The organism is Conexibacter woesei DSM 14684 (assembly GCF_000025265.1).
GTDB lineage: Bacteria > Actinomycetota > Thermoleophilia > Solirubrobacterales > Solirubrobacteraceae > Conexibacter > Conexibacter woesei.
In genome coordinates, this window is the sequence record NC_013739.1 from 2,546,799 (window position 1) to 2,565,587 (window position 18,789).

The 18,789-nt window shown below is 75.4% G+C and carries 13 protein-coding genes; 7 read left to right on the top strand and 6 right to left on the bottom strand.

Annotated elements, in window-relative coordinates; all coding sequences use genetic code 11:
* Nucleotides 1–27: 27 nt before the first annotated feature.
* On the bottom strand, nucleotides 28–1,176 hold the full coding sequence (locus CWOE_RS11985) for a serine hydrolase domain-containing protein (RefSeq protein WP_012933879.1): 1,149 nt from the start codon (nucleotides 1,174–1,176) through the stop codon (nucleotides 28–30).
* A 138-nt stretch (nucleotides 1,177–1,314) separates the two neighbouring features.
* On the opposite strand from CWOE_RS11985, the gene CWOE_RS11990 reads away from it, so the two are divergent.
* Together CWOE_RS11990 and CWOE_RS33450 are read left to right on the top strand one after the other, a co-directional pair.
* Entirely contained in the window at nucleotides 1,315–3,642 is a 2,328-nt protein-coding gene (locus CWOE_RS11990; protein ID WP_012933880.1) for an arylsulfatase, read from the top strand.
* A 233-nt stretch (nucleotides 3,643–3,875) separates the two neighbouring features.
* Nucleotides 3,876–4,922, top strand: a complete 1,047-nt coding sequence (locus CWOE_RS33450) for a L,D-transpeptidase (protein WP_049793254.1) — start codon at nucleotides 3,876–3,878, stop codon at nucleotides 4,920–4,922.
* An 87-nt stretch (nucleotides 4,923–5,009) separates the two neighbouring features.
* Here CWOE_RS33450 and CWOE_RS12000 read toward each other — a convergent pair whose 3' ends face one another.
* Together CWOE_RS12000 and CWOE_RS12005 are read right to left on the bottom strand one after the other, a co-directional pair.
* Nucleotides 5,010–6,419 carry an FAD-binding oxidoreductase gene (locus CWOE_RS12000; RefSeq protein WP_012933882.1) on the bottom strand — a complete coding sequence of 470 codons (1,410 nt, stop codon included), beginning with the start codon at nucleotides 6,417–6,419 and terminating at the stop codon, nucleotides 5,010–5,012.
* 66 nt (nucleotides 6,420–6,485) lie between these two features.
* Nucleotides 6,486–9,845, bottom strand: a complete 3,360-nt coding sequence (locus CWOE_RS12005; RefSeq protein ID WP_012933883.1) for an AfsR/SARP family transcriptional regulator — start codon at nucleotides 9,843–9,845, stop codon at nucleotides 6,486–6,488.
* An 86-nt stretch (nucleotides 9,846–9,931) separates the two neighbouring features.
* On the opposite strand from CWOE_RS12005, the gene CWOE_RS12010 reads away from it, so the two are divergent.
* The 5 genes from CWOE_RS12010 to CWOE_RS12030 all read left to right on the top strand — a co-directional run bounded on the left by CWOE_RS12010 (nucleotide 9,932) and on the right by CWOE_RS12030 (nucleotide 13,193).
* Entirely contained in the window at nucleotides 9,932–10,171 is a 240-nt protein-coding gene (locus tag CWOE_RS12010) for a hypothetical protein (protein ID WP_012933884.1), read from the top strand.
* Nucleotides 10,168–10,452 carry a ribbon-helix-helix domain-containing protein gene (locus tag CWOE_RS12015; RefSeq protein WP_012933885.1) on the top strand — a complete coding sequence of 95 codons (285 nt, stop codon included), beginning with the start codon at nucleotides 10,168–10,170 and terminating at the stop codon, nucleotides 10,450–10,452. Before CWOE_RS12010 ends, CWOE_RS12015 begins: the two co-directional genes overlap by 4 nt.
* A gap of 27 nt (nucleotides 10,453–10,479) precedes the next feature.
* On the top strand, nucleotides 10,480–11,367 hold the full coding sequence (locus CWOE_RS12020; RefSeq protein ID WP_012933886.1) for a hypothetical protein: 888 nt from the start codon (nucleotides 10,480–10,482) through the stop codon (nucleotides 11,365–11,367).
* A 99-nt stretch (nucleotides 11,368–11,466) separates the two neighbouring features.
* Entirely contained in the window at nucleotides 11,467–11,760 is a 294-nt protein-coding gene (locus CWOE_RS12025) for a hypothetical protein (protein ID WP_012933887.1), read from the top strand.
* 26 nt (nucleotides 11,761–11,786) lie between these two features.
* Nucleotides 11,787–13,193, top strand: a complete 1,407-nt coding sequence (locus CWOE_RS12030; protein WP_012933888.1) for a selenium-binding protein SBP56-related protein — start codon at nucleotides 11,787–11,789, stop codon at nucleotides 13,191–13,193.
* Between the two features lie 10 nt (nucleotides 13,194–13,203).
* Here the strand turns inward: CWOE_RS12030 and CWOE_RS12035 are convergent, their stop codons facing one another.
* The 3 genes from CWOE_RS12035 to CWOE_RS12045 form a co-directional block, all read right to left on the bottom strand.
* Nucleotides 13,204–15,330, bottom strand: coding sequence for an FG-GAP-like repeat-containing protein (locus tag CWOE_RS12035; protein ID WP_160165508.1), 2,127 nt, complete (start codon nucleotides 15,328–15,330; stop codon nucleotides 13,204–13,206).
* Nucleotides 15,331–15,372: 42 nt separating this feature from the next.
* Nucleotides 15,373–15,546 carry a hypothetical protein gene (locus CWOE_RS33455; RefSeq protein ID WP_160165509.1) on the bottom strand — a complete coding sequence of 58 codons (174 nt, stop codon included), beginning with the start codon at nucleotides 15,544–15,546 and terminating at the stop codon, nucleotides 15,373–15,375.
* Nucleotides 15,547–15,610: 64 nt separating this feature from the next.
* Nucleotides 15,611–18,634 (bottom strand): ATP-binding protein, encoded by a 3,024-nt coding sequence (locus tag CWOE_RS12045; RefSeq protein WP_041730418.1) that lies wholly within the window; start codon nucleotides 18,632–18,634, stop codon nucleotides 15,611–15,613.
* Between the last annotated feature and the right edge of the window lie 155 nt (nucleotides 18,635–18,789).

An 18,789-nucleotide genomic window follows, 5' to 3' on the forward strand; every position in this document is an offset into this window, starting at 1 on the left:
AGCGGCGCGGGCGCGCGCCGGCGGCGTTCAGCGTCCGAGCAGCGCGCAGACCGCGGTCGTCTGCACGGCGCGCAGCCGTCTCAGCAGCGCGCCCCTCGGCGCCGGGATGTTAAGCGACGTCGTGACCGAGCGCGAGCCGTCGGCGCTCGCGGCGGCCCACTGCACGTAGCCGGGGAAGTTCCCGGTGTGGCCGTAGACGGTGCCGCAGCGCGTCGTGTAACGGAAGATCGCGAGCCCGGCGGCGTTCGCACCGGGGCCGGGCGGGCTCGAGGAGCCGCGCACGAAGCGCAGCTGCTCGCGCTGCTGCTCGGCGCCGAAGAACGTCAGGCCGAGGTCGTTGCGGATGAAGCGGCCCAGCTCGGACGGGGTCGAGACGATCGCGCCGGAGGCCCACGCGCCGCTCGGGCTGAGGAAGCTGGTGACGTCCTGCGGCGGCGATCTCGGCTGGACGACGTAGCCGTGCAGGAACGGCGCCGGCAGCGACAGCGTCCGCGTCGGGAAGCTCGTCTCACGCAGCCCCGCGGGGCCGAAGACGATCTCGTCCAGCAGCACGGGGTACGAGCGACCGGTGACCGCTTCGGCGATCAGCCCGACGACGATGTTGTCGGTGTTCGAATACTCGTAGCGCGAGCCGGGTCTGAAGACGAGCCCGTCTCTGCGCACCCAGTCGATGATGCCCGTCGGCGGGACGTAGCCGCGCGGGTTTCTCGCGGCCTGCTCGGCGAACGCATCCGATCTCGTGTAGTCGGGCAGGCCGCTCGTGTGGTTGAGCAGCTGGCGGATCGTCACCGCCGCCCAGGCGGCGGGCAGGCTCGGCAGCCGCGCGCCGATCGTGTCGTCGAGCCCGAGCTGGCCCTCCTGCACGAGGTGCAGCGCGACGGCACCGCTGAACGCCTTCGCGATGCTCGCGATCCGCATGTGGTCGCTCGCGCGCGGGGCGCCGGGGCGTCTCGCGTCCGCGCGGCCGGCGCGCAGGACCGTCGTGCGCCCGTCGCGGTGCAGCGTCGCGATCGCGCCGGGCGGCCCGCCTCTCGCCGCGACGAGCCACTCGAGGCCGCGTTGGACGGCGGCGTCGGCGCTGCCGGCGGCCGGCTTCGCCGCCTGGCCGGCGGTCGGGAGCAGCAGCAGCGTGGACGCGATGCAGGCGGGCGTGATCCAGCGGGCGGGTCGGCGCATCCGCGCAGCTTCTCGCACGCGGGCGGCTGTGGCAATGGATCCCGGTGCACTGGGCGCCTCACCCTGCGGGTGTGATGCCGACTCACCCGCCCTGCGACGAGCGTGCCAACGGTCCCCGACGAGAGAGGCGAGCACGCCATGCCGGCTGAGTTCAGAGGTTCGATCAGACTCGACATCCGCGACTCGGTGCCGGATTGGACGCCGTACCTGGCCGAGAAGGCGCCGGCCGGCGCGCCGAACGTGCTCGTGATCCTCTACGACGACACCGGGACGGCGGCGTGGTCGCCGTACGGCGGGCGGATCGAGATGCCGACGATGCAGCGCTTCGCCGACGAGGGGCTGACGTACTCGCAGTGGCACACGACCGCGCTCTGCGGGCCGACCCGCTCGTGCTTCCTGACCGGCCGCAACCACCACCAGAACTCGTTCGCGACGATCGCCGAGACGGCGACCGGCTTCCCCGGCAACAACACGCACATCCCGATGGAGAACGCGTTCATGGCCGAGGTGCTGCGCGAGCGAGGCTGGAGCACGTTCTGGGTCGGCAAGAACCACAACGTCCCGGTCGACGAGTTCGACCAGGGCTCGACGAAGCGCAACTGGCCGCTCGGCCGCGGCTTCGACCGCTTCTACGGCTTCATCGGCGGCGAGACGAACCAGTGGTATCCCGACCTGACCGAGGACAACCACTACATCGACCAGCCGTACCGCCCCGAGGACGGCTACCACCTCTCGAAGGACCTCGCTGACCAGGCGATCGCGATGATCCGCGACTCGCAGCAGAGCCAGCCGGAGAAGCCGTGGCACATGTTCTACTGCCCCGGCGCCAACCACGCCCCGCATCACGCGCCGCAGGAGTTCATCGACAAGTACAGAGGCGTCTTCGACGACGGCTACGAGGCGTACCGCGAGTGGGTCCTGCCGCGGATGATCGAGAAGGGGATCCTGCCGGAGGGGACCGAGCTGACGCCGCTCAACCCGCTGCCCGACGACGTCGCCAACCCGGCCGACGCGGTGCGGCCGTGGGCGACGCTGTCCAGCGAGGAGAGACGCCTGTTCGCGCGCATGGCCGAGGCCTACGCCGGCTTCTCGGAGTACACCGACCACGAGATCGGCCGGATCGTCGCCTACCTGGAGGAGACCGGCCAGCTCGACAACACGCTCGTCTTCTACGCGGCCGACAACGGCGCGTCCGGCGAGGGCAGCCCGAACGGCTCGGTCAACGAGGGCAAGTTCTTCAACGCCTGGCCCGACACGGTCGAGGACAACCTGCCGATGATCGACAAGCTCGGCAGTCCCGACACGTACAACCACTACCCGACCGGGTGGGCGGCGGCGTTCTCGACGCCGTACAAGATGTTCAAGCGCTACTCGTACCAGGGCGGCGTGTGCGACCCGCTCGTGATCTCATGGCCGGCGGGGATCAGAGCGCGCGGCGAGGTGCGCGACCAGTACCACCACTGCACCGACATCGTTCCGACGATCCTCGAATGCTGCGGCGTCGAGATGCCCGACACCGTGCTCGGCTACAGACAGACGCCGCTCGCCGGCGTCTCGATGCGCTACAGCTTCGACGACGCCGCCGCGCCGACGCAGAAGCCGCAGCAGTACTACGAGATGCTCGGCACGCGCGCGATGTGGAAGGACGGCTGGAAGGCGGTCGCCGAGCACGCGCCGATGCCGTCCGACAGAGGCCACTTCGACAGAGACCGCTGGCAGCTGTTCCACACCGACGTCGACCGCTCCGAGTCGAGCGACCTCGCCGCCGAGCACCCGGAGCGGCTGAGAGCACTCGTCGACCTGTGGTTCGAGGAGGCGGAGAAGTACGACGTCCTGCCGCTGTCCGACCTCGGCATCCTCGACTACATCAGATACGAGTTCCAGGTGCCCGTGCCGAGAGGCGGCACGTACGTCTACGGCCCTGCCCACGCCGGCCTGCCCGAGCACTCGGCGGCGAGCACGCACGGCGTCTCGTACTCGCTGCTCGGCCAGATCGAGGTCGAGGACCCCGGCGCGCAGGGCGTGATCTTCGCGCAGGGCTCGCGCTTCGGCGGGCACGCTCTGTTCCTGAAGGACCGCCGGCTCCACTACGTCTACAACTTCATCGGGATCAAGCCCGAGCAGCACTACGTCTCCGACGTCGAGGTCGGAACCGGCGGCCAGGTCGTCGGCGTCGAGTTCGTCAAGGAACGCGTCGGCGAGCACGGCGAGTCGCACGGGACCGTGACGATGCGGCTCGACGAGCAGGTCGTCGCGACGGGTCCGCTGCGGACGCAGTCGGGCCACTTCTCGCTCGCCGGCGAAGGGCTCTGCATCGGCCGCGACAGCGGCGACGCGGTCAGCGAGCAGTACAGACCCGACTTCCCCTTCGAGGGCGGGCGGATCGTGAAGTTCGAGGTCGGCGTCGGCGACGACGGCTACGTCGACCTGGAGCGGCGGCTGCACGCCGCCCTCGCGCGCGATTGACGCGACGGGATCGCGCGCGGCGGCGCGGCGGGCGCCGCGGGCGCCGCGAGACGCGTCCCCCGCGGGATGTGCGTCGCGAAATGGGTCCCCTGGACCCATGCCTCGCCGCACATCGGTGGGCGGGCCTGGGTTCCCGCTCCACACGATCGGCGCAGCTTCGCGCCGGCGGAGCGCATGCGTGCCACGATCGCGCGCGGCGGCCGCCGTCCGGCGGCGCCGGGTACACCCGGAGGGTGGCGCGCGCGAGCAGCGGCTGGTGGCGACGCCCGGTCGCGGCCGGGTTCACCTCCGCCGCGCTCGCGCTTGCGCTGATCCTCGCTCCGACCGGCGCCGCCGCCGGCCCGACGTCCGCCGCTGGCTCGGCGTCGGCGGCCGCCGGCCCGGTGCCCGCCGCTGCCGGCCCGGCGCCCGCCGCCGCCGGCCCGCCTGCCGCCGGCCCGCCTGCCGCCGGCCCGCCTGCCGCCGGCCCGCCTGCCGCCGGCGCGCCCGCCGCCGGCCCGCCTGCCGCCGGCCCGCCTGCCGCCGGCCCGCCTGCCGCCGGCCCGCCTGCCGCCGGCCCGCCCGGCGCGCCCGCTGCCGGCGCTGCGGCGAGGTCCAGCGGCCGGCGCACGCCGTCGTGCCGGGCGCGGCCGGCGACCGCCGCGGTGCCGGGCTGGCCGACTGCGCGCGCGGCGTGGCGGGCGCAGCCGCAGCGACGGGTGCCGCTGCGCGTCGCTCCCGGCGGGCGCGAGCGGCGCGGCTCCGGGCTCGACGGCGACGCGCCGTGGCTGCTCGTGCTCGCGACCGGGGCCGACCGTCGCGGCGGCTGCTGGGTCCGCGTGCGCCTGCCCGGCCGTCCCAACGACGCCGCGGGCTGGCTGCCGCGCAGCGCGGTCGCGCTCCAGCCGACGCCGTGGCGGATCGAGGTCTCGCGCGCCGCGCGCACGATCACGCTCACCCGCGCGGGCCGCCGCGCGGCGGTCGCGCGCGTCGTGATCGGCAAGCCGAGCACGCGCACCCCCGGCGGCCTGTTCGCGGTCTTCAACGCGTGGCCGAACCCGCCGCGCGACTTCAGCGGCACGTGGATCGTCGCGCTGACCGCGCACAGCCGGGCGCTGCGCCGCTTCGACGGCGGCGAGGGCCGGATCGCGATCCACGGCCGCGGCGGCGCCAGCCTCGTCGACCCGCTCGGCAGCGCACGCAGCCACGGCTGCGTGCGCGTCGCCAACGGCGACCTCGACCGGATCGTGCGGACGGTCGGATGGGCGCGCCTGTCCGGCACGCCCGTCCGCATCCGCTGACCGCCGTCGCGTGGCCTGGTCGTCCTGGATTCCTGTCGCCTAGCGACACCAATCCAGGACGACGCCCACCGCACGCCGCGCGGCGGCTCAACCCGGCCGGATGTTCTGGTTGAGCCGGAAGACGTTCGCCGGGTCGTACGCCTCCTTCAGCGCGGCGAGCCGCGTGTAGGTGTCGGCCCCGTACGCCGCCTGCACGCGCTCCTCGCCCTCGGCCGAGAGGAAGTTCACGTACGTGCCGCCGGTCAGTGCCGGCTCGATCGCGCGGTGCAGCGCCTGCGTCCACGCGACCGCCGCGTCGAAGCCGTCCGGGGTCGGGGTGCTGGCGGCGATGTTGAGCAGGAACGGCGCGCTGCGGTCGCCGAACGCGGTCGAGCCGGCGGGCACGCGCGCGACCGCGCCGCCCATGTGGTGGACGTGGATCTCGGTCGTCGGCGACGTGACGCTCTCGTGGTGCTGCACGAGCGTGTCGATCGCCGCGTCGTCGAGTCCGCGCATCCAGCCCGCCTTGAAGTAGTTGTGCGCGCCCGGTCCCCACAGTGCGTCGAGCAGGCTCTGCTGCGCGCTGTAGGGCAGCGGGCCGAGCAGGTCCGCGATCGGCTCGCCGAGCTCGCGCAGGGCGCGCACCGCCCGCTCGCCCTCCTGCACCGGACCGGCGTACAGCGCGGGGATCACGACGACGCGTCTGCCGTGCCACTCCTCGGGCAGGAACGGCGCCGGCGGCGCGGTCGCGAGGCTGACGAGCGTCGTCAGCTCGTCCGGGACGCTGCCGACCCACTCGCGGTAGAAGCGCAGGATCTCCTCGGCGCGGTCGCCCGGGTAGAAGATCGCGCCGCCGAGGACGGTCGGGCCGACGGGGTGCAGGCGGTACTCGAACGACGTCACGACGCCGAAGTTCCCGCCGCCGCCGCGCAGGCCCCAGAACAGCTCCTCGTTCTCGACCGCGCTGGCGTGCACGAGCTGGCCGTCGGCGGTGACGACGTCGGCCGCGATCAGGTTGTCGCAGGTCAGGCCGTGCTTGCGCATCAGCCAGCCGATCCCGCCGCCGAGCGTGAAGCCGGCGATCCCCGTGCTCGACACCAGCCCGCCGGTCACCGCCAGCCCGAACGCCTGCGTCTCGTGGTCCAGCTCGGCCCAGGTGACGCCCGGCTGAGCGCGCGCGGTGCGCGCCGCGGGGTCGACGCGGATCCCTCTCATCGGCGACAGGTCGATCACGATCCCGTCGTCGACGGTCGAGAAGCCCGGGATGCTGTGCCCGCCGCCGCGGATGGCGACGAGCAGGTCCTCGCTGCGGGCGAACTCGATCGCGCGGATCACGTCCGCCGTCCCGGCGCAGCGGACGATCAGCGCGGGTCGGCGGTCGTGCGCGCCGTTCCAGATCGCGCGAGCCTCGTCGTAGGCGGCGTCGCCGGGGCGGATCAGCTCGCCGCGCAGCGCCTCCGCCAGCTCCGCGACCGAGCCGTCGCCGAGCGTCGTGTGGGTGGCAGTTCCGGTCGTCATCTGGACCGTTCCTCTCGCTGGGTGGTGAAGGGCCACCGAAGCTAGGACCGGCCGCTCAACAGCCGCTCACGCGTCGCTCAAGCGCGTGTTGAGCGAGCGCGCGTAGCGGCTGCCGCGCACGTCGCCGGAGCGTTCGAGCAGCGGGAGCGCCTCGGCGAGCGCGCGGCGGGCGCGGTCGGGCTCGCCGATCGCCATCGCGGCCTCGGCCAGCTCGGTCAGCGCCCACGACAGGTTCGGCACGATCCGCCGCTCGCGCGACAGCTCGGCGCAGCGCTCCAGCAGCGCGCAGGCGCGGCGCGGGTCGCCGCGGTCCAGCTCGAACGCGCCGAGGTCGAGCGGGATCGCCTGGAGGCCGGGACCGTCCTCGGTCCGCTCGAAGATCGCCTCCGCCTCGCGCAGCCGCGCGCGGCCGCGCTCCTCCTCGCCCGTGTAGAGCGCGAGCATCCCCATGCCGACGGTCGTCGTCGCGATCTCGCGCGTGTCGCGCGCCGCGCGGCGCAGCGCGAGCGCCTGCTCGAAACGGCGGCGGCCGGCGTCGGCGTCGCCGGTCGAACGGGCGAGGTTGCCGAGCGCGTTGAGCGCGACGCCGGCGCCCTCGTCGTCGCGCAGCTCGCGGAAGCGTTCGAGCGCGCGCTCGAACGCGTCGTGCGCGCGGCCGTACTCGGCGTCGGCGCGCCACGTCTCGCCGACGTTCACCAGCACGTACCCGGCACCGGCGCGGCTGCGTACCGCGCGGAAGAGGCAGAACGTGTCCTCGAAGAAGAACCGCGGCGCGCCGCCGGGACCCGCCGGCAGCCCGATCGGCGAGATGTGCAGCGCCCAGAAGAGCGGCTCGGGCGCCTCCGGGATCTCGTCGAGCAGCGTCAGGCTCCGCTCCAGCAGCGCGCGCGACCGTTCGGTCTCGCCGCGACAGCCGGCGAGCGCGCCCTGCGCCTGCGTGATCGCGACGGTGACGGTGGCGTCGCCGAGCGTGTCCGCGAGCGCGAGCCCCTCGGCGAACGCGGTATCGGCGACCGGCCAGTCGAAGCCGCCCATCGCGAACGCCCCGCGCCGTTCGAGCGCGCGCGCCTCGGCGTGGGGATCGCCCGAGCGGCGGGCGATCTCGAGCGCGTCGGCGCCCAGCCGCACGGTCCGGATCGTGCCGCGGCGGCGCACGTCGAGCCCGCCCAGCGCCCACAGCGCACGCGCCCGCTCGGGCGTCGGCGTGGGCGCGGCGGCGAGCGCGTCGTCGAGCCAGCGGGAGCCCTCGACGAAGTGGGCCCGCGCCATCCAGTACCACCACAGCGCGCCCGCGAGCCGGAGCGCGGCGGGCGGCTCGTCGCGGATCGCGGAGGCGAGCGCGGCGCGCAGGTCGTCGTGCTCGGCGTCAAGCCGCTTCGCCGGCCAGGCGGCGGCGACCTCGGGCGCGCGGTCGCGGTCGGCCGCCTCCGCGAGCGCGAGGTACCAGGCGCGATGCGCGGCTTCGAGCGCGCCGCGCTCGCCGGCTTCCGCGAGCTGTTCGCGCGCGTGCTGGCGGACGGTCTCCAGCAGCCGGTAGCGGTAGCGGCCGGCGGCCGGCTCGACCTGCACGAGCGACTTGCCGGCGAGCTGCGCGAGCAGGTCGAGCGGGACGCCGCCGGCGCAGCTGCCGTCGTCGTCGGCGCAGACGCCGTCGATCGCCTCGACGCCGAAGCTGCCGGCGAAGACGCCGAGGCGGCGGTAGAGGACGCGCTCGGGGTCGGTCAGCAGCTGGTAACTCCAGGCGAGCGTGGCGCGCAGCGTCTGCTGGCGGGTGAGGCCGGCGCGGCTGCCGCCGCGCAGCAGCGCGAGCGCGTCGCCGAGACGCTCGGCGACCTGCGCGGGGGAGAGGACCGCGATCCGCGCGGCGGCCAGCTCCAGCGCGAGCGGCATCCCGTCCAGGCGCCGGCAGATCTCGGCGACGGCGCCGGCGTTGGCCGGCGTGAGCGCGAAGCCGGGCGCGGCGTCGGCGGCGCGCTGGCAGAAGAGGCGGATCGCCTCGGAGCGTTCGAGCCGGTCGAGGTCGGGCTCGGCGGGCTCGGGCAGCGACAGCGGCGGCACGCGCCAGGCGACCTCGCCGGGGACGCGCAGCTGCTCGCGGCTGGTCGTCAGCACGCGCAGGTTCGGGCAGGCGCGGAGCAGCCGGTCGGCGAGCGTCGCGCACGCGTCGATCAGGTGCTCGCAGTTGTCGAGCACGAGCAGGATGCCGGCGTCGCCGATCTGGTCGCCGAGCACGTCGATCGGGTCGCGCTCCGAGCGCGGCTTGACGCCGAGCGCCGCCGCCGTCTCCTCGACCACGAGCGCCGCGTCGGCGATCGGCGCCAGCTCCACGATGAACGCCCCGTCCGGGAAGTCGCGCGAGCGGCGCGTCGCGAGCGCCGACGCCAGCCGCGTCTTGCCGCACCCGCCGGGGCCGGTGAGCGTCAGCAGCCGCGTATGGCGCAGCAGCCCCTCCAGCTCGGTCAGCTCCCGCTCGCGGCCGACGAAGCTCGTGAGCTGATGGGGGAGGTCGGGCCGCAGCGGTCGGGCGGGCGGTGGTGCGGTGGCCGGCGGTGTGGCCGCGGCGGCCGGCGGTGGTGCGACCGCGGCGGCCGGCGGCAGCGGCGCGGCGGCGGACGGCGGCGCGGCGGCGGCGGCCGGCGGCGGCACGGCGGCGGGCGGCGGCTCGGCGGGCTCGGCGTGCTGGCTCGCGAGGATCTCGCGGTACAGGCGCCGCGTCTCGGGATCGGGGTCGGCCGCCAGCGTGCGGCGCAGCGCGTCGCGCAGCTGCTGGTACTGCGCCAGCGCCTGCTGGCGGCGCCCGCCGTCGGCGAACAGGCGCATCAGCCCGCGGTGCGCGGCCTCGTGCAGCGGATCGTCGACGACCGCGCGCTGCAGCGCCTCGATCGCCGCCGCCGTGTCGGCGGCGTCGGCGTGCGCCTGAGCCAGCTCGACCAGCAGCGCGAGCCGCGTCTCGCGCAGCGACTCCCGCCGCGTCGCGGTCCACTCCTCGTAGCGGTCCTCGGGCAGCAGCTCGCCGGCGTACAGCGCGAGCGCTTCGCGGAACGCCGCGACGCTGCGCCGCTCGCGCGCCGCGGCCGCGGCGCGCTCGAACGCGTCGACGTCGACCCAGATCCCGTCGCCGACGAGCGCCACGACGTCGTCGCGCAGCACGAGCCGGTCGCCCGCGCGACCGTCGGCCGCGACCGCCCGGCGCGCGGTGTACAGAACCTGGTGCAGGCCGTTGCCGCTCGGCGCGTGGCCGGGCCACAGCAGCTCCGCCGCCTGCTCGCGGTGCACCCGCCGCTCCGGCGCGAGCGCCAGCAGCTTGATCAGGCTCTTCGCCCGCCGCAGCCGCCACGCCTCCTCCGCGACAGGCCGTCCGTCCACCCGCACGGCGAAGCCGCCGAGCAATCGGATGCCGAGCGGGGCCTGCTCGTGGCTGTCCACGGTAGGACGAGCGTACTCCTCCTGTTCGCGCGCGCCACGAAGCGGCCGTGTCCCGCGCAGCAGCTTTTCGTACTACACTATTCGACGTGAAGATCCACGAGTCGGCACGCAAGCACGGTGTCGCCGACGAGGACATCGTTCACGCGATCGACCATGCGCTTGTCATCGACGACATCGGCGAGGAGCCTGACCGCTGGCTGGTGCTCGGCCCGGACCGCGCGGCCAACATGCTCGAGGTTGTCGTGCTGACAACCGTGGAAGGCACCCAGCTGGCGATCCACGCGATGAGAATGCGCCCGGCCTACGAACAACTGCTGCGATCATGAGAGAACCCGTCTACGGACACACCGCGTCGGGCCAGCCGGTCACCGACGCAGACGTTCAGAGGCTCGCCAAAGAGGCGGAGAACGGCTACGACGTCGACGCAGTGATCGCGCGCCGCGGCAAGCGCGGACGCCCGGCTCTGGGCTCCGCACCGTCAAGCGTCGAGTCGGTGCGACTCGACCCCGAGCTGCGCGACCAGCTGGCCGAGCGTGCCAGAGTCGACGGAACGACCCCCTCAGAGGTCATCCGCCAGGCGCTTCGCGACTATCTGCACGCCGCCTGAAACGCGCGCCAGTCCCTCGTCCCCGCGATGAGCCACGACGCAGGCGCACTCGCTTCGGCCGCAGCGCAGGTCGCGGCGGTGCGCGACGATCCGGCGGCGCGCCTTGCGCTGATGGCGCAGGTGTTCCGCGGGCCGACCGGCCATGCGCCGCGACACCTGCCGTTTCGGCGGGCGGCGTTGTCGTTCATGCGCTGGCAGGCGCGCCGGGGCGTGCTCAATCCGCTCGACGGGTCGCCGCCCGGCAGCGTCTGGTGGCGGGAGGTCAACGAGTGCCTGCTGCGTGACGGGTGCGAGACGGTGAGGCTGCTCGGCGGGGCGGCCGGCGAGCCGTCCTCGCAGGCCGTGCGGCTGTGGCTGGAGTTCGGCACGCGACCGACGGGGCGCAACTGGTACCGGGCGCACAACGCCAGCATCGTCGCCGGATACCTGGAGCACCGGGACCTTGCCGCGACGGAGAGCGAGGCGGAGCGCTTCTTCATGAACGTCGCGCTGGTGCGCGTGCTGTACGCGCACGCGCTCGCCGCGGCGCCGCGTCTGGCGCTCGGGCGATTCGCGCCGCTCGGCCGGGTGCTGGGCGACCCTCGCCTCGGGATGGCCGGTGCCTTCCTGTCGCTGCGCCGCGTGCTCCCGCGCCGCTATCCGCTCGCGCTCGACGTCGAGCGCTACATCGCCGACGAGCAGCGGCTCGGCCGGATGCTCGACTACGCGGTGATCGTGCCGCGGCTGCAACGCCTCTACGAGTGGTCGGCCGACGAGCTGGGCGAGCAGCGACTGCTCGAGCTGGTGCGCGAGGGCAACCCGATCTACGCCTGGCCGTTCGAGCAGCGACAGGTCTGGTGCACTCCGCGCATGCCGTTCGCAGGCCGGGTGCTCGAACGCGCCACGAGGCCCGCTGGCATCTCCGACGCGCACTGACGGCCCGTGCGCCAAGCCGTCGGCACCGGTCGCGTGCACGATCGATCGGGTTCGATCCGCGGCGTATTCTGGCGAGGTCGATCCAAAGAGAGGTGTGACATGTACGCCCGCGTGGCCAGGTGGGAAGGTGCCGAAGCCGACGCACTGCGTCGTTCCTCCGACGAGATCAGATCCCGCGCGGCATCCGGGCCCCCGGACGGCGTCCCGGCGAGCGGGTTCCTGCTCCTGGTCGACCCCGACGACGGCCGCTGCCTCGCGGTGTCGCTGTTCGCCGACGAGGCGGCCCTGCGCCAGGGCGACGCGACGCTCAACCAGATGAGCCCGCCAGGCGACGGCCTGGGCCGGCGAGCGTCCGTAGAGACCTACGAGGTGGCGGTCGACATCCGCTCCTGACACTCCACGGGTCACGAGGAGGAGACATGCCCGAGACCACGGACCCCACGTTCTACCGGTCGCCCGCCGCGGCGATCGCCGCGCCGCCCGAGCGGCTCGCCTACGTCGCGGCCTTCGATCCCGGCGGCGAGCAGCACGACGCGATCGCGGTCCTCGACTGCGACCCCGGGTCGCCCACCTACGGCGAGGTGGTCGGCTGGGCGGAGCTGCCGACCGCCGGCAACGAGCTGCACCACTTCGGCTGGAACGCCTGCTCGAGCGCGCTCTGCCACGACGGCCACGACGGTGCGCTCGAGCGCCGCTACCTGATCGTGCCGGGGCTGCGCTCGTCGCGCACCCACGTGCTCGACACCGGCCCCGACCCTCGCCAGCCGGCGGTCGTGCGCGTGATCGAGGCGGAGGAGCTCGCGGAGAAGGCGGGCTACTCGCGCCCGCACACGGTGCACTGCGGGCCGGGCGGCATCTTCATGTCCAATCTCGGCGCCGCCGAGGGTGGGGGCGGCCCCGGCGGGGTGGCGCTGATCGACCACGACAGCTTCGAGGTGACCGGCGCCTGGGAGACCGACCGCGGCGACCAGTACTTCGGCTACGACGTCTGGTGGCACCTGAAGGCGGACGTCGCCGTCACCTCCGAGTGGGCGACGCCGTCGATGATCGAGGACGGGTTGAACCCCGAGGACCTGCTCGGGAAGCGGTTCGGCCACCACATCAACTTCTGGAGACTGTCCGACGGCAGACTGGTCCAGCGCGTCGACCTCGGCGACGAGCACCAGATGGCGCTCGAGCTGCGGCCGGCCCACGACCCCCGCAAGACGTGGGGCTTCGTCGGGGTCGTGATCAGCGTCGAGGACCTGTCCGCGTCGGTGTGGCTGTGGCACCGCGACGGCGACCGCTGGGCGGCGAAGAAGGCGATCTCGATCCCCGCCGAGCCGGCCGCGAGAGACCAGCTCCCGCCGGCGCTCCAGCCGTTCGGCGCGGTCCCTCCGCTCGTCACGGACATCGACCTGTCCGTCGACGACCGCTGGCTGTACGTCTCGTGCTGGGGGACCGGGGAGCTGAAGCAGTACGACGTGAGCGATCCGCACAACCCACGCGAGGCGGGCTCGGTGCGCCTGGGCGGCATCGTCAGGCGCACGGCTCACCCCGCCGCCCCGGAGCTGCGGCTCGGCGGCGCTCCGCAGATGATCGAGGTGAGTCGCGACGGCCGGCGCGTCTACGCCACCAACTCGCTCTACGCCAGCTGGGACGAGATCTTCTACCCCGACGGCGTCGGCGCGTGGATGGCCTGCGTCGACGCGGACACCGGGTCCGGCGGGATGTCGATCGACCCGCGGTTCTTCCCGCACGGCGACGACTTCCGCGGGCTGCGCGTCCACCAGACCCGCCTCCACGCCGGTGACGCGTCGAGCGACTCGTACTGCTTCGCGGATTGACGACCGCCGCTCAACGGCGGACCCGGAAGGCAGTGGGCGGGGCGGCGCCGCGGTTGCCGGCAGCGTCGGTCGCGCTCACCGTCACGCGGTGGCGGCCGGGGCGCAGGGCGCGTCTGCCGATGCGACCGCTGAACGCGACGACGTTCGCGCCCGCTCTGCCGTCGCGGCGGACGAGCGCGCCGACCGCGACGAAGCGCGTGCACGCTCTCGCCTTCGCGCGGCGCAGCGCGCGCGTCGGCGCGACGCAGCGGCGGCCGCTGCGGCGCCCGCTCGCGCGGCGCTCGAACGTCAGCGTCACGCGCGCCGCCTCGCTCGCAGTGAAGCGGATCCGCGTGCCGCGCGGGACGCGGGTGCGGGCCGCGCCCGTGGCGACCGGCGCGCCCACGGCCGCCGCCGCGCGCCGTCCCTCGGCCGCGCCCGCGAGCTTCGCCGTCGCGCCCCTCGCGACGGCGAACGTCGCGGGTGAGAGCCGCACGCCGCGGATCGCCGGGTGGGTCGTGTCGCGGCCGCCTGACCCCGGACCGGGCGGCGGCGCTCTCGGGCCGGGACCCGGCCCGGGACCCGCCGGCGCGGCGACGGTCATCGCGAGCGCGATCGAACGGCTGCCGGCCGGGCTGTTGTCGGCGAGCGTCAGCGACGCGGCGAGCGCACCGGTCGCTCCGCCGGTCACCGCGCCGGGCGTGAACCGCAGCGTGACCGCGCACGTCGCGCCGACGGCGAGTGGGCGGCCGGAGCAGGTGTCGGCGGCGATCGCGACGCCGCCGCTGCCGCCGGGCGCGATCGTCGCGGCCGCGACGCGGTAGAAGCCGGGCCCGCCGCTCGTCAAGGTCACCGTCCGCTCGACCGCGGGGCCGCCGGCCGGCGAGACGCCGAAGTCGACGGCCGCCGGTCCGCTCGCCGCGGCGGCGTTCAGGTTCCGCACGAGCACGAGTCTGTCGGCGTCCTTGGCGGCGTAGACGAGGTCCGGCTGGGCGTCGCCGGTCACGTCGCCGAGCGCGACGTTCGCGTTGAAGCCGGCGGCGGCGATCGGCGAGCCGGGGAACGGCGTGAACGCACCCGCCGGGCCGGCGCCGGCCATCAGCTCGACCGCGTTGTGCCCGCCGACGGCGAGGTCGTCGCGGCCGTCGGCGTCGACGTCGGCGAGCGCTATCCCCGAGACGAACAGCATCCCGGCCTCGCTGATCAGCGGGTCGGCGGTGAAGACGCCGTCGCCGCTGGACAGCAGCGAGCCGACGTCGGAGCCGCTGAGCCGCGTGAAGACGAGGTCGTCGCGGCCCGTCCCGTCGAGGTCGCCGGCGAGCGCCTCGTTGCCGGTGTCGGCGCGCAGCGAGTGGAACTCCAGTCTCCCGCCGACGTTCTCGTACAGCTCGCTGAGCTGCTGCGGCTGGTCCGACCCGGTGATCACGTCCGGCCGCGCGTCGCCGGTGAAGTCGCCGACCGAGACGCTGCGCAGCTCGGAGAAGCTCAGGACCGTGACGACCGGCGCCAGCAGCGCCCCCGTGCCGCTGCCCGGCAGCAGCACCAGCTCGTCGTCGCCGCCGGTGAGAACGTCGAGGCGGCCGTCGCCGGTGATGTCGGCGAGCGCGATGCCGCTGCCGACGTTCGGGCCGTTCGCCGTCGTCGCGAACGGCGATCCAGGAGCGGGTGCGAAGCCGCCGGCGCCGTCGCCGAGCAGGACCGCGACCTGCCCGCCCTGGCCGCCGAGGGCGGCGGAGCTGACGACGTCGGCGTCCCCGTCGCCGTCGAGGTCGCCGGCCGCGACCGCGACCGGCAGGTTGTGGCCGGTCTCGTGCGCGGACGGCGGGCCGAATCCGCCCGGCCCGCCGCGGAAGACCTGGATCGCCTGGTCGTCGCGGTTGCCGACGATCGCGTCGACGATCCCGTCGCGGTCGACGTCGGCGAGCGCGACGCCCTCGGGCTGGTCGAACGCCGCGGTCGGAGCGGGCGGCGCGAGCGTCAGCGCCGCGCCGGCCGGAGCGGCGGCGGCGCCGAGCGCGGAGAGCCCGAGCGCGAGGGCCGCGATCGCGGGCAGCGCGGGCGTGCGCGGGGCGCGCGGGCCGCGCACGCAGGGCGGGCGCAGTGCGAGCGCGCGCGGCCGGCCGCGGCGCGCGGGTGAGGCGGGGCGTGAGCGGAGCATGCGCCACAGGCTCCCGCCGGCGGAGCCGCGCGGCATGAGGGGTCATCCCTCATCTTCGGTCCCGTCGGGCTCGCGCGGACCGTCGAGTCGCTCGCCGAGCAGCGTCAGCAACCCGAGCCAGCCCTCGAACTCCTGCTCGTCGTGGCCGCTCTCGGCGACCCGGCCGCGCAGCCGGTCGCCGTGCTCGTCCAGCTCCAGGCGGATCGTCCGTGGCATCGCGGGGACTCTCGCCGCCGCACGCCGGGAGCGCATGAGGGACGAACCCCCAAGCGGGCTTCCCTCAGGGCGCGGCGTCGCTTCCGAGCGCGTCGGCGAGCGCGGTGCGGGAGCGGATCCCGAGCTTCGCGTAGGTGCGGCCGAGGTGGTTCTCGACCGTCTTCGCCGTCACGAACAGTGTCTCGGCGATCGCCCGGTTGGTCAGCCCGTCCGCGGCCATGCGGGCGATCCGCAGCTCGCTCGGCGTCAGCGCCTCGACGCCCGAGAAGGCGTGCTGGCGCCCGACCGCGCCGGCGATCCCCAGCTCCTCGCGCGCACGCGCGGCGAGCACCGTCGCGCCGCACTGCGTCGCGACCTCCGCGGCGCGGTTCAGCTGCTCGATCGCCTCCGCGCGCAGGCCCTCGCGGCGCAGGGCCGCGCCCAGCTCCAGCAGCGAGCGGGCGTGCTCCAGCCGCGCGGGCGAGGACTCGTGCAGCGCGACCGCCTCGCGCAGCAGCACGAGACCCTGTTCGCGCTCGGCGAGCAGGCCGCGCGTGCGTGCCGCGATCCCGAGCGTCCGCGGCGTGCCCCACGCGCGCGCCAGCTCGTCGTACTCGCCCGCCAGCCGCGCGGCGGCGTCGTCGTCGCCGACGCGCGCGTGCAGCAGCGCGGCGTCGGCACGCCACGGGATCGCCGCGTTGCGCAGCTCGACGCGCTCGCAGCGGCGGCGCAGCTCGGCGAGGTCGTCGAGCGCGTCGGCGGGCCGGCCCTGCGCGGCGCGCACGCGGCTGCGCGCCCAGAAGGCGAAGTGCATGTGCAGCACCTCCGGCAGCCGCGGGCCGCAGCCGCCGGCCGTCAGGACCGCGTCGGCCTCGTCCAGCGCGCCCCGTTCGACCAGCGCGAGCGCGAGGAAGCCGCTGATCGCCGGGACGACGAACGGCGGCACGCCGGGGACCGCGAGCGCCTGGTGGCCGTCCGCCTCCGCCTCGGGCAGCGCCCCGATCAGGTAGCGGACGATCGAGCGGGTGCCGAGCGCCCCGGCGACGCCGAAGACCGACCCGCGCGCGCGGCTCTCGGCGAGCACGCCGTCGAGCAGCGTCAGCGTCGCGTCGGCGTGGTCGGCGGCGGCCAGCGCGAACGCGACCTGGTGGAGGCTGTTGCTGTCGGGGCCGAGGTCGGTCGCGAGCTTCCCGCCCGCCAGCGCGCGCAGCGCCAGCTCGCCGGTGAGCGCGGCCGAGCGGCCGGTGAAGCAGCTGCGGCTGGCGAGGTTGCAGAGCGCGAGGCGCTCTGCGGGCGTGCGCCCGGCCGGCGGCGCCCGCTCGTCCATCCGCGCGACGGCGCGGGCGAGCGTCTGCGGATGCGTCTGGCCGTGGCCGCACAGCTCGTTCTCGAGCGCCGCGAGCTGCTCGGGGTCGACGCCGGGCGCGCCGCCGAGGTCGGCGAGCGCCTCTTCGAGCACGGCGACGGCGCCGGGCACGCTCTGGTCCATCGCGGTCAGGCGCGACAGCAGCAGCCATGCGCCGACGCGCGTCGCCGGCTCGTCGATCAGGCTGACCGCCTCGCGCGCGTGCGCCTTGACCGCGGTGATCGGCTCGCCTGCGAGGAAGCCGGCGCCGCCCAGCTCCAGCAGCGTCGCGGCGCGCTCGTCGGCGGGTGGCGGCTCGGCGAGCGCGCGTTCGAGGTAGCGCGTCGCGATGTCGGGGGCGCCGCGGTCGAGCGCGCCGCGGGCGGCGCGGCGGAGCGCGCGCGTCGTCGTCGCGTCGCCCGCGGGCGTGGTCCACAGCAGGTGCGGCGCGGCGTGCTCGATCGGCCCGCCGTGCGCGAGCGCGAGCGCCGCGGCCCGCGCGTGCCAGTCGGCCCGCGCCGCCGGTCCCAGCTCGCCGTCGACGACCTCGCGGACGATCGGGTGGACGAAGTCGAGCGGGAGCGCGGGGGAGAGGATCTGGGCCGCGGCGAGCCGGTCGAGCGCGGCGGCCGCGGTCGGCTCGTCGAGGCGCGCGAGGTCGCGCGCGAGCGCGGGCGTCGCGGCGTCGCCGAGGACCGCGACGGCGGTCGCCAGCTCGGTCGCACCCGCGGGCAGCCGCGCGAGGCGCAGCAGGATCGCACGCGCGAGCGTGTGCGGTCGCACGCGGCGCACGCGCCCGGCCGCCTCGGCCGTCGGCCGCACGCCGTCGGCGACGAGCGCGCCGCCCAGCTCGCTGAGCAGGAACGGGTTGCCGCGCACGGCGGCGTGGCAGGAGGCGGCGAACTCGGCCGCGACCGGGCTCGCCATCCGCTCGCCGAGGACGGCCGCGACGCCGTCGGCGGTCAGCGGCTGTGGTCGCAGCACGACGGCGTCGGGCTCGACGGTCAGCTCGGCCGCGAGCGTCGGCTCGGCGCCCCGCTCGTCGCCGCGCAGCGCGACGAGCAGCGCGACGGGGAGGTCGAGCACCCGCCGCGCGAGGTAGTGGACGAAGCGCAGCGACGGCCCGTCGACCCAGTGCGCGTCGTCGACGGTCAGCAGCAGCGGGCCGCGCTCGGCGAGGTTGGCGACGCACCAGAAGAGCCCGTGCTCGACGCCGAAGCGCCGGTCCGGCGGCGAGGCGGGCCCGGGGGTGGAGCCGGCCGGCTCGCCGAGCGCGGGCGCGGCGAGCGCCGGCTGGTCGGGCGCTGGCCCGCCGAGCGCTGGCCCGCCGAGCGCGGGGCCGCCGAGCGCGGGACCGCCGGGCGCCGGCTGGTCGGGCGCCGGCACATCGCGGGCGGGATCGGCCAGCGCGGGCGGGCCGAGCGCGGGCGCGGCGAGCGCGGCGGCGCCGCCGAGCACGTCGGCCCGCGCGGCAGGGTCGAGCGCGGCGAGCGGGCGCTCCAGCAGCTGGCGGACGGCGCCGTAGGCGAGGTCGCGCTCGAGCGCGCCACCGCGGGCCCGCAGCAGTTGGAAGCCGTCCTGCTCGGCGAGCGCGCACGCTTCCGCGAGCAGACGGCTCTTGCCGATCCCGGCCGGTCCCTCGACGACGACGAGCGTGCCGGAACCGAGCGCCGCTGCGCCGAGTGCCGCGCCGATCCGCCGCAGCTCTTCGCCGCGCTCGACGATCCGCGCGGTCACCGCCGCCTCCCGTTCGATCGCTCCCACGAGGCGCCCGAGCGTACTGAACCGGTTGCAGGAGCGGCGTTCGGCGCCGGCGGACAGGTCTGCGCGCGGCGAGCGGATCGAGCAGCACGGGTTGCCTGTTGGGGTGTCCGGTAGTTAAGCTGTCGGACAGGTTATGGCCGATTCCTTCTCAGATC